The organism is Rhizobium sp. 007, assembly GCF_015353075.1.
Taxonomy (GTDB): Bacteria; Pseudomonadota; Alphaproteobacteria; order Rhizobiales; family Rhizobiaceae; genus Rhizobium.
Genome location: NZ_CP064187.1, coordinates 700926 through 714269 on the forward strand (window position 1 = coordinate 700926; position 13344 = coordinate 714269).

A 13344-nucleotide genomic window follows, 5' to 3' on the forward strand; every position below is an offset into this window, starting at 1 on the left:
TCCCGGTTTAACGTACCCCCCGTCCAGTTTCCTGGCTGGACGGAAACAAGGCTTTGCGGGACGGTTGTTGCAGTCCCGCAAAGCTTTTTTTCTTCCCAATTCCAATCAATCGGTTCGAAACGGCGAGCATCCATTGTGCGGTGCAACATTTCGCCGTATTTGTCGATTTTCATTTCAGGACCAAGGGAATAAGCTGGTCCTGATTTTGATCGGGGGGAAGATGACCAAACTGGTCTATACGTTCGGCAACGGGCAGGCGGAAGGTCGCGCACGGGACCATGACGTTTTGGGCGGTAAGGGCGCCAATCTGGCCGAGATGTGCAGCCTGGGCCTGCCGGTGCCGCCGGGCTTCACCATCGTCGCCGATGCCTGCAGCGCTTATTACACGCTCGGCAGACGGATCGATGCCGGCCTGAAAGATGAAATCCGCCGCGGACTGGAGACGATCGAGAAGGCGACTGGCCGGCAGTTCGGCGCAAAGGACCGGCCGCTGCTCTTGTCCGTCCGCTCAGGCGCCCGCATTTCCATGCCGGGCATGATGGATACGGTTCTCAATCTCGGCCTCAACGACGAAACCGTGCAGGCGCTGGGACATGATGCGGGCGACGCCCGGTTTGCCTGGGATAGCTACCGCCGCTTCATCCAGATGTATGCGGATGTCGTCATGGGCCTCGATCACGAAATTTTCGAGGAGATCCTGGAAGACCAGAAGGCGCGTCTCGGCCATGAGCTCGAAACCGAGCTGACAGCCAGTGACTGGCAGCATGTCGTTTCGCTGTATAAGGAGCTGATCGAGGAGGAACTCGGCGAGGAATTCCCGCAGGATCCCGAAGAGCAGCTCTGGGGTGCCATCGGTGCCGTCTTCGCAAGCTGGATGAGCGCGCGCGCCGTCACCTATCGCCAGCTCCACAACATTCCGGGAGGCTGGGGCACGGCCGTCAACGTCCAGGCCATGGTCTTCGGCAATCTCGGCAATGCGTCGGCAACCGGCGTCGCCTTTACGCGCAACCCCTCGACCGGCGAAAGGTCGCTCTACGGCGAATTCCTTGTCAATGCGCAAGGCGAAGACGTGGTCGCCGGCATCCGCACGCCCCAAAGCATTACGGAGGAGGGACGCATCAACTCCGGTTCCGACCGTCCGTCGCTGGAAAAGCTGATGCCAGAGGCTTTCGAGGAACTCACCCATATCTGCACCGAGCTCGAAGCGCACTACCGCGACATGCAGGACATCGAATTCACCATCGAGCGCGGCAAGCTCTGGATGCTGCAGACGCGCTCCGGCAAGCGCTCGACAAAGGCGGCGATGAAGATCGCCGTCGATATGGTGGATGAAAAGCTGATCACCGAAGAGCAGGCGGTGCTGCGCATCGAGCCGTCAACGCTCGACCAGCTTCTGCACCCGACGATCGATCCGCGCGTAGACCGCCAGGTGATAGGCACCGGATTGCCGGCTTCGCCGGGGGCTGCGACCGGCGCGATCGTCTTCACCGCGGAAGAGGCGGTCGAGGCGGAGGAGGAGGGCCGCAAGGTCATTTTGCTCCGCGTCGAAACGAGCCCGGAGGATATCCACGGCATGCATGCCGCAGAAGGTATCCTCACCACGCGCGGCGGTATGACCAGCCACGCCGCGGTGGTCGCCCGCGGCATGGGCGTCCCTTGCGTGGTCGGCGCCGGAACCATGCGCATCGATCTCCGCAACGAGCGCCTTATCGGTGTTGGCGTGACGCTGAAAAAGGGTGACATCATCACCATCGATGGCTCGGCCGGGCAGGTGCTGAGGGGCGAGGTTCCGATGATCCAGCCGGAGCTTTCCGGGGATTTCGGCCGCATCATGGGCTGGGCCGACAGGCTCCGCCGCATGACGGTGCGCACCAATGCCGATACCCCCGCCGACGCGCGCGCTGCGCGTGCCTTCGGCGCGGAAGGTATCGGCCTTTGCCGCACCGAACACATGTTCTTCGAAGGCGAGCGCATCCATGTCATGCGTGAGATGATCCTTGCCGAAGACGAGAAGGGCAGGCGTGCCGCGCTCGACAAGCTGCTGCCAATGCAGCGGTTGGATTTCACCGGCCTCTTCACCGTCATGCACGGCCTGCCGGTGACGATCCGCTTGCTCGATCCGCCGCTCCACGAATTCCTGCCGAAGACCGAGGAAGAGGTCGTGGATGTCGCGGCTGCCATGGGCATGGAGGCGGCCGCACTCCGCCAGCGTGTCGATGCGCTGCACGAATTCAACCCGATGCTCGGCCACCGCGGCTGCCGGCTTGCCATTTCCCATCCCGAAATCGTCGAAATGCAGGCGCGCGCCATTTTCGAGGCGGCTATTGCCGCCGCGCAGGAAACGGGGGCGGCCGTCGTCCCGGAAATCATGGTGCCGCTCGTCGGCCTTCGTTCGGAATTGGATTATGTCAAGGAACGGATCGACGCGGTTGCCGGGGAAGTGATGACCGAGGCTGGCATGAAGATCGATTATCTCGTCGGCACGATGATCGAGTTGCCGCGGGCAGCCCTGCGCGCGCACAAGATCGCCGAGGCCGCCGAGTTCTTCTCCTTCGGCACCAACGACTTGACGCAGACGACCTTCGGCATTTCGCGCGACGATGCCTCCGCCTTCCTCCCGACTTACCAGCGCAAGGGGATCATCGAGCACGATCCTTTCATCTCGCTGGATTTCGACGGCGTCGGCGAGTTGATCAGCATCGCTGCAGAACGCGGCAGGCGCACACGCAACGACATGAAGCTCGGCATCTGCGGCGAGCACGGCGGCGATCCCGCCTCGATCCATTTCTGTGAGACAATCGGCCTCGATTATGTCTCCTGTTCGCCGTTTCGCGTGCCGATTGCCCGGCTCGCGGCAGCTCAGGCGGTCATCAGCAACGGTCAGCGGCGGTAATAGCGCGGATAGTAGATCGGCCGGGTGAAGTCGTCGAAGTTTTCATCTGCCTGCGCGCGAAATGCCCGCGCGTCGGCGCGCCTGTCGAGATCAATGCGCTGCAGGCAGGTGGCAAACGCGTCGGTGCCGCGCCTGAAGCCGTAGCTGAGGCATCGCCGCTCGTCGGCAGCCCGCTGTTCTTCCGGCGTGAGAGTCTGGCAGGCCGAAAGGCTGATCGCGATGGCGGCGAGGGACAGGGAAAGAGCGGAAAGACGCATAGCACATTCTCCGATGCATGAACCGGTCGCCAGACAAGAGGCGATTTGCCGGCTCACGTCAACAAACATCGGAAAACGCGGCTGAGTTCAGATTCGTACCAGCACCTCGATGAAGGCATCGGCGAACTGCACGAGATGTGCGGTCTCCTGATCCGGCGCCTGCACGCGGATTTCCGAGCCATTGGTATCGAGAACGGCAAGCACGACACGCATTTTGGTGCTCGCCGACGGGATGCGCAGAACCGCGATGCGCCGGCAATCCTCGATGAGCCCGGCTGCCGGAAGATCGAACAGGAATTCGCCGTTTGCATTGGCGGCAGCCGCGCGCACGGCCTCGCAGAAGCCCTCTTCGCCGCCGTCGTAGCCTTCGAGCGAAAGCTCGAGCTCAAGAAGCTCCATCGGCAGGAAGGACTCGGATGGATCGCTTGCGCCAAGCGATGATGCCTGTGGTCTTTCGGTTGTTTCCGATGAAAGCATCACTCTTCTCCTGATCCTTCCCGTTATCGGCAAATCCGCCGGAGCCGTCTTTTTAGTGACATATCAGATGTTACTTATTAAAGCCACCACCGCCTTTTGGTGGATTGCGGCCCCTGCGCGGAGACAACAGTTTTAATTTAGGCGAATCTTGCCATAAACAAGTGTGGGTGCTTCTTGCGCCCTCGCAGGCGGTTTGCGCCCGCGAATAACCGGTAAGTTTGATGGCCATCCGCTTTGACCGCCCCGTTTCCAATTCGGCCCGCTTTGCGCGGCGCTTCGGGGCGTTTGCATTGGTCCTCTGGGTCGCGGTGCTGGTCGCGCACCGGTTCGGCGGGCTTGCCACGCCCTATCTCGTGCTCCTGCTGCTTGTCTCCATCGGCTTTGCGCTGCTTGCCGCCATGCTTGCGGCCGTCGGTCTCAGAAGCCTCTGGGCGACCGGAGCGGAAGGCGGCCTCGATGCGTTGAAAGCGCTGATCTTTGCGATCCTTCCCTTGGGTTTCGGCGGTTTTATCGCTGAGCGCTATTTCACGCTGCCGGCCATCTATGACGTGTCGACGGATGTCGTTTCAGCGCCAGACTGGCTTTCGTCGCCACATGCCGATCAGATCTGGATGAAACGCAATCCCGACGTGTCGCCGCAGGAGCGCGAACAGCAGCTCCTCGCTTATCCGGAACTGACCGGCCGGCGTTATGAAGGCGCGATCGACCGCGTGCTCGAAGCGGTCAGGAAAGTGGCGAAGCTGGATGGCATCACGATCACCGGAAGTGCCGGCGAAGGCGAACCGGTCCGCGATCTCGAGGATGCGCCGGCAAGGCCCCAGCCCGATGGCGATGCCGTCGCCGAAGCGCCCGATCAGGTTCCCGTTCCCACGCCGAGGCCCTATGAGGATGATGTCGCAAAGCTTATTCGCGACGCAAACGGCGTGACGCTTCAGGGCGAAACCCGCACGCTCATCACCGGCCTGCACTTCGACGTCGTCATCCGGCTGCGCGAAGAAGCCGAAACCACTTTCGTCGACATCCGCGTCGCCTCCCGCTACGGCCAGCACGACCTCGGCTTCAGCACCGAAATCGCCGACCATTATCTCGAAGCCCTCGATATGGAATTGCTGGGCATTGCGGGGTAAGACGAAGGCTCAACCGCCTTCTTCTTCCAGCCATCCGGCATACCTCACGATCAGCCCGGTCAGCGGCCCGCCGACCTCCACATGAAAATGGAACCGGCTTTCGCGCTCCTCCTCGTAGATATCGCCGCCGGGCGCTAGCACCAAAGGCAGGGGGATGCCGAAAAATCGCCAGCCGCGAACGACGAAACGGAGCTTAGCGCCATCCGGGACCACAGCCATGAGAATCCGGAAAGGCCCGAAATCTTCAGCGAGCAGATGCGCATCGCGCCCATGGCCCTCCAGTTGTACGCTGCGAAACTCTGCACCGCCGAAATCGCGTGTCCAGAACTCTATTCTACCTTTGGTGGTGAAACATACGCGGACCGCAACATCATCCTGCGCTTTCGGAAAGCCCACGGCGGCAGCGATGATCGAGGCCAGGAAGCCGGTCCCGCGCTCCACGCGTGCACGGCCGGAGAGCCTGTGCCCGCCTTCGCTTGTGTCATGCGTCGCGGCAATTGCACGGGGCAGCCGTTCCCAGGCCGAGCCGAGCAGGCGCCGGTAGAGAGGCAGGTCCACCTCTCCCGGCCGAACGTGGCGCGTGCCGCTGTGGATGGCGAAACGCTCGAAGCATCTTTCGAACGCTTCAAGAAGAAATTCGCCGGCCGCCGACCGCGCACCATCGGCCGGTCGATTGCCATTCGCCAGCTTTCGGATCATGGCCTCCAGCCCGGTGACAGGGATGAACGGTCCGTCATCGCCTTCCGCGACCAGATGCCAGCTTGCTTCGAGCGGCTGGCCGGCCCGATCCGATCCCGAGGCGCGGACGAACATGCCGCCCCTGTGTTCGCCGGAGGCGAGGAGCTTGCTTGCCCGATGCATCAACGGGGCAAATGGCAGCAGGGAGGGAAGAAGCTTGAGCCGCACCAGTTGCGCCGTTGCGGCCAGCAGCCGTTGCAAGCACTGCGGCTTTGTTGCCGCACCGGTGAATATTGATGACAGGCCTTCGAACCGCTGAGGCAGAAGATCGAGGTCCGGTGCGTCAACCAGTCTGAAACGTCCGCTTTTGAGCGGGATGCATCCCGGCGGTGCGACCGTCACCCGATGCCATTCGATCAGCCCAAGGCCGGTCGCGGAAATGCCGTTGCGAAGGACCGGCACGGGCTTTCCGGCATAGCTCGCAATCGCCCGGATGACGTTGGGGCCGATGTCGGCATGCGGCGAGGGCGCGATACCCGATGAAACATGGTCGATCCGCGAAAAATCCTGTGCCAGACGCTCGAGGGCGGCAAAGGAGAGAGCGGGAAAGCTGCTCAGCCCCGACAGAACGAATACGCCTGCCGCCCGCGCTTCCGCGTCGAGCTCTGCGATCCCGCGGACGAATTCGCGGCTGTCTGCCAGATCGGCGTAGTCGATGCCGAGAAATATGCAGGCTCTCGGCACGCGATAGGTGTCGCCGCCCATCGTCTGAAACGGGCCGGAAGCGTCTACGGTCACGGCGGGCGCGACCGCTGACAGCTGCTTGTAAACATCGCCGTTGCGGTCGAACTCCACCGGCTCCTTGCCGGCTTTGCCGCCCAGGCTGGACACGAAAGCAACCGCCTTGGCAAGCGAACGTCCTCCAATCAGCAGGCAGAAGCGCTCGTCGTCGCAAAGAAGCTGCGACAGCCTGGCGCCGAAGGTGCCATAGCCGCCGATGATGAGAATGCGAAGTGCTGCACCGCTCATCCCAGGAAGCGGCTCCGTTCCTCGGGCGAAGGCACATAGCAGGTTGTCCGGCGCCCGGCGATCTTCAGGCGGTTTCTGGCGACGAACTCATAGAGCCGGTCGGCAAACGGGCGCGGCAGGATATAAAGGATACTGACGAGCGACCAGGGAAAGCCGAGCCGGGCAATCATGCGGATCGAACCCTCGGATTTGAAATGCGCGCGGCCGTCTTCGAGCAGGATATTCGTCTCGTAGTGCCGCTCATCCAAGCCGTAGTGCCGGTAAAGTGCCGTGCCGAGCGGCGATTGCGCGGCAAGGAAGCGGTAACGCCCGGCCTTGTCGTGCTTCAGCGCAAATTTCACCCAGCGGGAGCAGAAGACGCATTCGCCGTCGAAGATGATGAGCGGCTTGTCGTCCGGAAAGGCCGGAACAGCGGCATCGCTCCGATAGCTATAGTCATTCCGTCTCATCGTCCCTCTCCAGCAGACAGTTGATACGCCCCGAAGAGCGAAGGCGGTCCGTCCGCCTGCACGATGCCGCGTTCCACCAAGTCCTCGATATGCGCGAAGACGGAGAGTGCCGCCGCGCCGTGCAGCCTGGGATCTGTGTCGCGGTAGATCACCTTCACCATGTCGGGGATCAGCCGGTCGCCCGCCTTAATCCGCTCCACGACGGCGCGCTCGCGCATGCGCCGGTGCGTCTTCAGCGCCCGCATGAAGGAGACGGGACGTTTCACCGGCCCGCCATGGCCCGGTAAAAGCAGGTGGTCGCGGCGTGCGATAAGCTTGTCGAGCGAGGCCATGTAATCGGCCATCGAGCCATCCGGCGGCGCAACGATGGAGGTCGCCCAGGCCATGACATGGTCGCCGGAAAAGAGGATGCCGGTGCCTTCGAACGCGAAAGTCGCGTGGTTTGCGGCGTGTCCCGGTGTCAGCACCGCCGTCAGCGCCCAGCCGTCACCCTTGATGGTCTCGCCGTCGCCAACCGAGATATCCGGCACGAAACGCGTATCGGAGCTTTCGGCAAAGGGATTGACCTCGCCGTCATAGAGCGGCCTTGCTGCGCGGTGCATACCTTCGCCGACGGTGATGGCGCCTGTCTCTTTCTGCAACTTCGCGGCAAGCGGCGAGTGGTCGCGATGCGTATGGGTGATGACTATATGCGTGACCGTCCGGCCGTTGAGCGCCTTGATCAGTGCCTCAAAATGCGCCTCGTTCTCAGGCCCCGGATCGATGACGGCGACGGATGAGGTACCGACGATGTAGCTGTTGGTGCCGTGGAAGGTGAAAGGGCTCGGATTGTTGGCCGTGATGCGCTGGACCCCCGGCGCAACGTCCACCGCGCGGCCATAGTGAGGCTCGAAGGCAAGATCGAATGTCGGGCTGGGCATGGTTTACTTGTATTCTATCTCGATAAAGGACATCGGCTCGCTTCCGGCATTGACGACATTGTGCTCCGCGCCCGCCTCGCGCCGGTAGGCAGCACCCTTGGCCACGTCGACGCGCCGGCTGCCATTCCGATCCTCGAGCAGGAATTTGCAATCAGTCATCGGCACGACGACATAGCCGAGCCCGTGGGTATGCACGCCGGTATCCGCGCCCGGCTCGAAATCCCAGCGCGTGATGCGCACCACGGCATCGTCGAGAAGAAGCGTCGCAAGGGCAGGCGGGCGGGCACGGTACTGGCTCATCATCTCTCCTGAGACTTTGATCGGGCGAACCAAGACGTAGCACGGCGCAGGAAGAAGCGCATAGAAATATGCCGGAAGCGCAAGTTAGTGATTGTGAGGCGGCCGGACCTTTGCTAATCAGGCCTCGCTTCCGGCAAAGCGGGTTTCCGCTCTCAAGCTGTGGTGGGGCGTCGCCAAGCGGTAAGGCACCGGTTTTTGGTACCGGCATTCCCAGGTTCGAATCCTGGCGCCCCAGCCAAGACTGTTCGTGTCCATACCGGACACATAGGTTACGGTTTATTCCTGAGACATAGTGGACTGCGCCCCTTTGGTGAGACAGCAATCGGTAACAGTTCTCCCGGCCGTGAATTGCGTCTGGTGTCTCTTGCCGCTGTTGCAAGAGCTTTTGCCACTGATAAAGGCCCTTGCGCGAAATCCCCAACTCGCGAGCAAGCTTGCTGACATTGGCGCCTGCAGCCATTCGCTGAACCGCTGCCAGCTTAACCTCGCGACTGAACCGCCGCCCAGGATCGTCCGTCCTCATTAGTCCTCCTAACGGAGAACTGTTACCATGCTTGTCTCAAAATCGGGGAGCACTACAGTTTGGAAGTTGTTCCAGTCTGCATGTCTCGTCGTCGAAATAGCCAATGAAAGAAAAGGCAGCCTGCAGGCTGCCTTTTCCGCACTGATTCTAGCCGCGATACTCGACTACTGAGCCGTTTCCGGCGCCAGAAACTCCGCACAATAGGACTTGCTGTTTTCGCCCGGGATGTCGCCGACTGTGCGGATGGAGCGGATGGTGTAGCTGGAATCGGCGGTGACTTCGGCCTGGCAGCGGAGATAGAGCGTGCGGGCGGCAGCGATCTGCTTGCCGCGCTTGCCGTTTTCGCCTTCGGCATATTTCGCCGGGACGCGGATCCTCTTGTAGCCGCCCTTCCAGGTATAGACGGTGGCCGAGCCGTTTTCGGTATCTGCGATCGGCGGGCCGTAGGCAGCGAAGAACTTGCCGGCCGACTGGCCGGTCCAGCGTGCGGAAATCGGATCGCCTGCAGAAGGAATGGTCGTGCAGCCGGCAAGCGCAATGGCAAGCCCGACCGCGGCAGTGGTGCGGAGTTTCATCTAATCGTCCCTGAATTTGTCGCGCATTCGACGGCGGGAATCGCTGTCTGCCAACGGTTTCCGCTTGTCCCGTGGAGCGCTTTAGCGCGGAACCCGGTAAAAGAAAATTGCCCTGTCTTCGCAATGGCGAAATTTGCCGCGAGTGTGGCTTTTTGTTGCAGTTTTAGGCTGCGCCGGGCCCTGTCACCCCTCTGTCAAAAATGCGCCGGGTTTTGAAATTTGGTGCTTGCGCAATAAGATGGGCCGGTCTATAGAGGCGCCGCTGGTCACGGAGTGTAGCGCAGTCTGGTAGCGCACCACGTTCGGGACGTGGGGGTCGAGTGTTCGAATCACTCCACTCCGACCAGTCGATTTTCCCGAATTTCCCTGATCCCGGGCGAGTATTTGCGCCGCACACTGCGTGCAGCGATCCGGTTGCGCCAGATGCGTAACGCGCGCCTCGACACGGCAAGAAAAAGGGGCCGTCCGGCCCCATCTTCAGTCTCAGATATCGCTTGCGGCGTTTTTCCAGAGTTCCGCCGCTTCCGCTGCGGTCATCCGGTGCACATGCGCCTCGTCGCGGCGGGTTGCGAAGATCTCGCTCGCCATAATCTGCTCGGCGAGGTCGGCGGGAAGCGAGAGGATGACGCGCGCGTCACCGGTGTGAAGTCCGCCGAGTTCCGAGCGCTTGCCGGTCACCATGCCGCCGGCGACCGTATTGTTGGTGTCCGGGTCGATGAGGATGAAGGAGCCGGAGGAGCGGTTCTGCTCATAAGGATCGAAGATCGCCGCTTCATCGAAGGCGAGGCGCACTTTGCCGATGGCATTCATGTAAAGCCGCTCGGCCACGTTCCAGGCGCCCGTCTTCAGCTCCAACTGGCTGAGGGGCTGCACCTGGACGCGCTGGCGGCGGCTGCCGCTCTTCAGCCAGTAGCGCTTACCGGCCTCGATGCCTTCCGGCTGCAGCGCCACGATCTGCGCGTCGAAGGCAAGGCCGACCTGCGGCTGGCTGTCGATCGAGACGATCATGTCGCCGCGCGCGACGTCCACCTGTCGGTCGAGCACGAGGGTAATTGCGTCGCCCGCGACGGCCGCGTTGCGCACGAGGTCGAAGGTGACGATCTTGGAAACATTGGCGACCATGCCCGATGGCAGGATCATGACGCTGTCGCCCGGCTTCACCGAACCGCCGGCAACGGTGCCTTGATAGCCACGGAAGCTTTCGCCGGGACGCGACACGCGCTGCACTGAGAGACGGAAGCCGACGGTTTGCGACGAGCGCACCGTGGCAAGCTCCAGCGTCTCGACCAGCGTCGGTCCCGAGTACCAGGGCATGGCGGCCTGGCCGGAATAGACGACGTTTTCACCCTTCAGCGCCGACATCGGGATCGCGGTGATCTGCTTGACGCCGAGCGACAGGGCGAATTCCTTGAACTCGTGCGTGACCTTCTCGAATCCGGCGCGGTCGTAGCCGGTCAGGTCGATCTTGTTGACGGCAAGCACGAACTGCTTGATGCCGAGCAGCGAGGCGATCGTCGCGTGGCGTCGCGTCTGCTCGAGGATGCCGGCGCGGGCATCGACGAGCAGCACGGCAAGATCGGCGGTCGAAGCGCCGGTTGCCATGTTACGGGTGTACTGTTCGTGGCCGGGCGTGTCGGCGACGATGAAGGCGCGCCTGTCGGTCTGGAAATAGCGATAGGCGACATCGATGGTGATGCCCTGTTCGCGCTCCGCCTGCAGGCCGTCCAGAAGCAGTGCGAAGTCGGGCAGGCCGAGATCGTTTTGCTTGCCGGTGGAATCGCGCTGGAGCGTCGCCGCCTGGTCTTCCTTGACGGCCTTGGTGTCCCAGAGCAACCGGCCGATCAGCGTGGATTTGCCGTCGTCGACGCTGCCGCAGGTGATGAGGCGCAACGGCCGCGTGTCGCGCGTGGCCTTCAGCGGCTCGGCGGCAGGCAAGGCGATGGCGGTTGCAGGTGCTGCTGCAGTCATCTCAGAAATATCCTTCACGCTTCTTCTTTTCCATGGAGCCGGACTGGTCGCGGTCGATGGCGCGGCCCTGGCGCTCGGAAACGGTTGCGATTTCCAGCTCCGCTATGACGTCTTCAAGGGTGGTGGCGGTGGAGCGGATGGCACCCGTCAGCGGGAAATCGCCAAGGGTGCGGAAACGGATCATGCCTTCCCGGCGGACTTCGCCGGGAAGGAGTTCCAACCGCGGGTCTTCCGCAAGGATCATCATGCCGTCGCGCTCAACGTAGGGGCGCTTCTTCGCATAGTAGAGCGGCACCAGCGGAATGTCTTCGGCCTGGATGTAGCGCCAGATATCGACTTCGGTCCAGTTCGACAGCGGGAAGGCGCGCACGCTCTCGCCCTTGCGGATCTGGCCGTTGTAGATGTTCCAGAGCTCGGGCCGCTGGTTGCGCGGATCCCAGCGGTGGTCCGGCGTGCGGAAGGAATAGATGCGTTCCTTGGCGCGGCTTGCCTCCTCGTCGCGGCGCGCGCCGCCGAAGGCTGCGTCGAACTGTCCGGCGTCGAGCGCTTGGCGCAGCCCCTCGGTCTTCATGATGTCGGTGAAGGTCGCGGAGCCGTGGCTGAAGGGTGTGATTCCTTCTGCGGCGCCGCGCGGATTGATGTGCTCGACCAGGTCCAGGTCATACTTCTTCGCGGTCTCGTCGCGAAAGGCGATCATCTCCTGGAATTTCCAGCCGGTGTTCACATGCAGCAGCGGGAAGGGCACGCGGCCCGGATAAAAAGCCTTACGTGCCAGATGCAGCAGCACCGACGAGTCCTTTCCGATCGAATAGAGCATCACCGGACGCTCGAATTCGGCCGCAACCTCGCGGAAGATATGGATGGACTCGTTTTCCAGAGCCTTCAGGTGCGGATCGAGCGGCGGCTTGGCGCTCTGTGGATTGTTGAGTTCCGTATCCGGACGGCTATCGGGCATTTCCTACTCCAGACTTTCGATCATTGGCAAGGACGCATTTGCCCCTCACCCCAATGCCGCGCTCGGCGGCTCGTTTTCCGTCCCCTCGCCCCGCTTGCGGGGAGAGGGCTAGGGGTGAGGGGCCTTGCAGTCCGGCCCGTCAAACTCACCCTACCTGGCTATCGTGCTGCAACCGCTGTCGCCTCTTCGCCGACATGCAGGCCGCATTCGCGCTTTTCATCCTGTTCCCACCACCAGCGGCCGGCGCGCTCCGGCTCGCCGGGCTTGATGGCGCGCGTGCACGGCTCGCAGCCGATAGAAGGGTAGCCGCGGGCATGCAGCGGATTAACCGGCACGCTATTGTCGGCGACGTAGGACTTGATTGTCTCGATATCCCAGTCGGCAAGCGGATTGATCTTCAGGAGGTGCCGTTCGGCGTCATATTCCGCAAAAGGCGTTTCCGCGCGGTTGGCGGACTGACCGCGGCGCAGCCCGGTGATCCAGATCGTTGCGCCTGCCAGCGCCCGCGCAAGCGGCTTGAGCTTGCGCACGCCACAACAGGCATGCCTGGCTTCGACGCTCTCGTAAAAGCCGTTCATGCCGTATTTCGCCGCATAGGCGTCGATATCGGCCTGCTCTGGCTCGTAGCGGGTGATGTGGAGGTCGTACTGGCTTTCGGTTTCGTCGATCAGCGCCAGCGTCTCGGGGAAGAGGCGGCCGGTCTGCAGCGTTACGACGTCGATCGGTAGGCGATGATTGCCGATTTCGGCGGTGATCACCTGGTCTTCGATACCAAGCGATGTCGTGAAGACGACTCTTACGTCTAGGCCGGCGACAAACGACAGACGTTCGGCCAGGCTCAAGGTCGCAAGTTTCGCATTCAGCGTTTCCGCTTCTTCGATGATATTGACAACAGTCATGGGAAACCCTGTCCTCGATGTTGGCCGGAGTATCGCAGCTTGAGGGCAGATCGCACAGAAAAACGGATTTCGAAAGCGGCGCATACGGGAGCAAATATCTCTCCGAAGCCGCTGCAATGCAGAAAAGCAGCCGCGTCAGGCCAGCAATCTGTCGAGGCTGTTTTAATCTCTATAAGATTAGTAGGGTTACACGCTGCCTGTCAATTCGAAATCTGAAGTGATGTCGAAAAAGATGCAGGAAGCGCAATTCCAGCGTAGAGTTCTGTCCGTTGGCCGGGCAAGAAAAACAAGGCC

The 13344-nt window shown here is 62.0% G+C and carries 12 protein-coding genes and 2 tRNA genes; 4 read left to right on the forward strand and 10 right to left on the reverse strand.

Annotated features, from left to right (window positions below):
- The first annotated feature begins 220 nt into the window (after positions 1 to 220).
- Positions 221 to 2893, forward strand: coding sequence for a pyruvate, phosphate dikinase (ppdK, locus tag ISN39_RS03340; RefSeq protein ID WP_194729169.1), 2673 nt, complete (start codon positions 221 to 223; stop codon positions 2891 to 2893).
- On the opposite strand, the gene ISN39_RS03345 is transcribed toward ppdK, so the two are convergent.
- Positions 2881 to 3150: a hypothetical protein gene (locus tag ISN39_RS03345; protein ID WP_074066934.1), complete on the reverse strand. Its 270-nt coding sequence runs from the start codon at positions 3148 to 3150 to the stop codon at positions 2881 to 2883. The genes ppdK and ISN39_RS03345 overlap by 13 nt on opposite strands.
- A gap of 87 nt (positions 3151 to 3237) precedes the next feature.
- Complete coding sequence (locus tag ISN39_RS03350; protein ID WP_194729170.1) at positions 3238 to 3627, reverse strand: hypothetical protein; 390 nt, start codon at positions 3625 to 3627, stop codon at positions 3238 to 3240.
- A 221-nt stretch (positions 3628 to 3848) separates the two neighbouring features.
- Here ISN39_RS03350 and ISN39_RS03355 point away from each other — a divergent pair, with 221 nt between their 5' ends.
- Positions 3849 to 4754 (forward strand): DUF1499 domain-containing protein, encoded by a 906-nt coding sequence (locus ISN39_RS03355; protein ID WP_074066936.1) that lies wholly within the window; start codon positions 3849 to 3851, stop codon positions 4752 to 4754.
- A 9-nt stretch (positions 4755 to 4763) separates the two neighbouring features.
- On the opposite strand, the gene ISN39_RS03360 is transcribed toward ISN39_RS03355, so the two are convergent.
- The 4 genes from ISN39_RS03360 to ISN39_RS03375 are packed head-to-tail and all read right to left on the reverse strand — an operon-like array spanning position 4764 to position 8130.
- The gene (locus ISN39_RS03360) at positions 4764 to 6461 is read right to left on the reverse strand and encodes an SDR family oxidoreductase (protein WP_194729171.1); all 1698 of its coding nucleotides are present in this window, start codon (positions 6459 to 6461) and stop codon (positions 4764 to 4766) included.
- Positions 6458 to 6910: a DCC1-like thiol-disulfide oxidoreductase family protein gene (locus tag ISN39_RS03365; RefSeq protein ID WP_194729172.1), complete on the reverse strand. Its 453-nt coding sequence runs from the start codon at positions 6908 to 6910 to the stop codon at positions 6458 to 6460. The genes ISN39_RS03360 and ISN39_RS03365 overlap by 4 nt, the downstream gene beginning before the upstream one ends.
- On the reverse strand, positions 6907 to 7830 hold the full coding sequence (locus ISN39_RS03370; RefSeq protein ID WP_194729173.1) for an MBL fold metallo-hydrolase: 924 nt from the start codon (positions 7828 to 7830) through the stop codon (positions 6907 to 6909). Before ISN39_RS03370 ends, ISN39_RS03365 begins: the two co-directional genes overlap by 4 nt.
- Before the next feature lie 3 nt (positions 7831 to 7833).
- Positions 7834 to 8130, reverse strand: coding sequence for a cupin domain-containing protein (locus ISN39_RS03375; protein WP_194729174.1), 297 nt, complete (start codon positions 8128 to 8130; stop codon positions 7834 to 7836).
- 163 nt (positions 8131 to 8293) lie between these two features.
- Here ISN39_RS03375 and ISN39_RS03380 point away from each other — a divergent pair.
- Positions 8294 to 8368, forward strand: a tRNA-Gln gene (locus ISN39_RS03380).
- A 449-nt stretch (positions 8369 to 8817) separates the two neighbouring features.
- On the opposite strand, the gene ISN39_RS03390 is transcribed toward ISN39_RS03380, so the two are convergent.
- Positions 8818 to 9228, reverse strand: coding sequence for a hypothetical protein (locus ISN39_RS03390; RefSeq protein WP_074066941.1), 411 nt, complete (start codon positions 9226 to 9228; stop codon positions 8818 to 8820).
- Positions 9229 to 9497: 269 nt separating this feature from the next.
- Here ISN39_RS03390 and ISN39_RS03395 point away from each other — a divergent pair.
- Positions 9498 to 9574 (forward strand) — tRNA-Pro (locus ISN39_RS03395).
- A 137-nt stretch (positions 9575 to 9711) separates the two neighbouring features.
- On the opposite strand, the gene cysN is transcribed toward ISN39_RS03395, so the two are convergent.
- From cysN to ISN39_RS03410, 3 genes are all read right to left on the reverse strand, one after another.
- Complete coding sequence (gene cysN, locus ISN39_RS03400) at positions 9712 to 11196, reverse strand: sulfate adenylyltransferase subunit CysN (protein WP_194729175.1); 1485 nt, start codon at positions 11194 to 11196, stop codon at positions 9712 to 9714.
- A 1-nt stretch (position 11197) separates the two neighbouring features.
- Positions 11198 to 12151, reverse strand: coding sequence for a sulfate adenylyltransferase subunit CysD (gene cysD / locus ISN39_RS03405; protein WP_194729176.1), 954 nt, complete (start codon positions 12149 to 12151; stop codon positions 11198 to 11200).
- A 158-nt stretch (positions 12152 to 12309) separates the two neighbouring features.
- Entirely contained in the window at positions 12310 to 13050 is a 741-nt protein-coding gene (locus tag ISN39_RS03410; RefSeq protein WP_194729177.1) for a phosphoadenylyl-sulfate reductase, read from the reverse strand.
- Positions 13051 to 13344 lie beyond the last annotated feature (294 nt).

Coding starts and splice junctions, on each gene's coding strand:
- ISN39_RS03355 (WP_074066936.1), top strand. CDS start 3,849: ATGGCCATCCGCTTTGACCGCCCCGTTTCCAATTCGGCCCGCTTTGCG.
- ISN39_RS03345 (WP_074066934.1), bottom strand. CDS start 3,150: ATGCGTCTTTCCGCTCTTTCCCTGTCCCTCGCCGCCATCGCGATCAGC.
- ISN39_RS03390 (WP_074066941.1), bottom strand. CDS start 9,228: ATGAAACTCCGCACCACTGCCGCGGTCGGGCTTGCCATTGCGCTTGCC.
- ISN39_RS03410 (WP_194729177.1), bottom strand. CDS start 13,050: ATGACTGTTGTCAATATCATCGAAGAAGCGGAAACGCTGAATGCGAAA.
- cysD (WP_194729176.1), bottom strand. CDS start 12,151: ATGCCCGATAGCCGTCCGGATACGGAACTCAACAATCCACAGAGCGCC.
- ppdK (WP_194729169.1), top strand. CDS start 221: ATGACCAAACTGGTCTATACGTTCGGCAACGGGCAGGCGGAAGGTCGC.
- ISN39_RS03365 (WP_194729172.1), bottom strand. CDS start 6,910: ATGAGACGGAATGACTATAGCTATCGGAGCGATGCCGCTGTTCCGGCC.
- cysN (WP_194729175.1), bottom strand. CDS start 11,196: ATGACTGCAGCAGCACCTGCAACCGCCATCGCCTTGCCTGCCGCCGAG.
- ISN39_RS03360 (WP_194729171.1), bottom strand. CDS start 6,461: ATGAGCGGTGCAGCACTTCGCATTCTCATCATCGGCGGCTATGGCACC.
- ISN39_RS03350 (WP_194729170.1), bottom strand. CDS start 3,627: ATGCTTTCATCGGAAACAACCGAAAGACCACAGGCATCATCGCTTGGC.
- ISN39_RS03370 (WP_194729173.1), bottom strand. CDS start 7,830: ATGCCCAGCCCGACATTCGATCTTGCCTTCGAGCCTCACTATGGCCGC.
- ISN39_RS03375 (WP_194729174.1), bottom strand. CDS start 8,130: ATGAGCCAGTACCGTGCCCGCCCGCCTGCCCTTGCGACGCTTCTTCTC.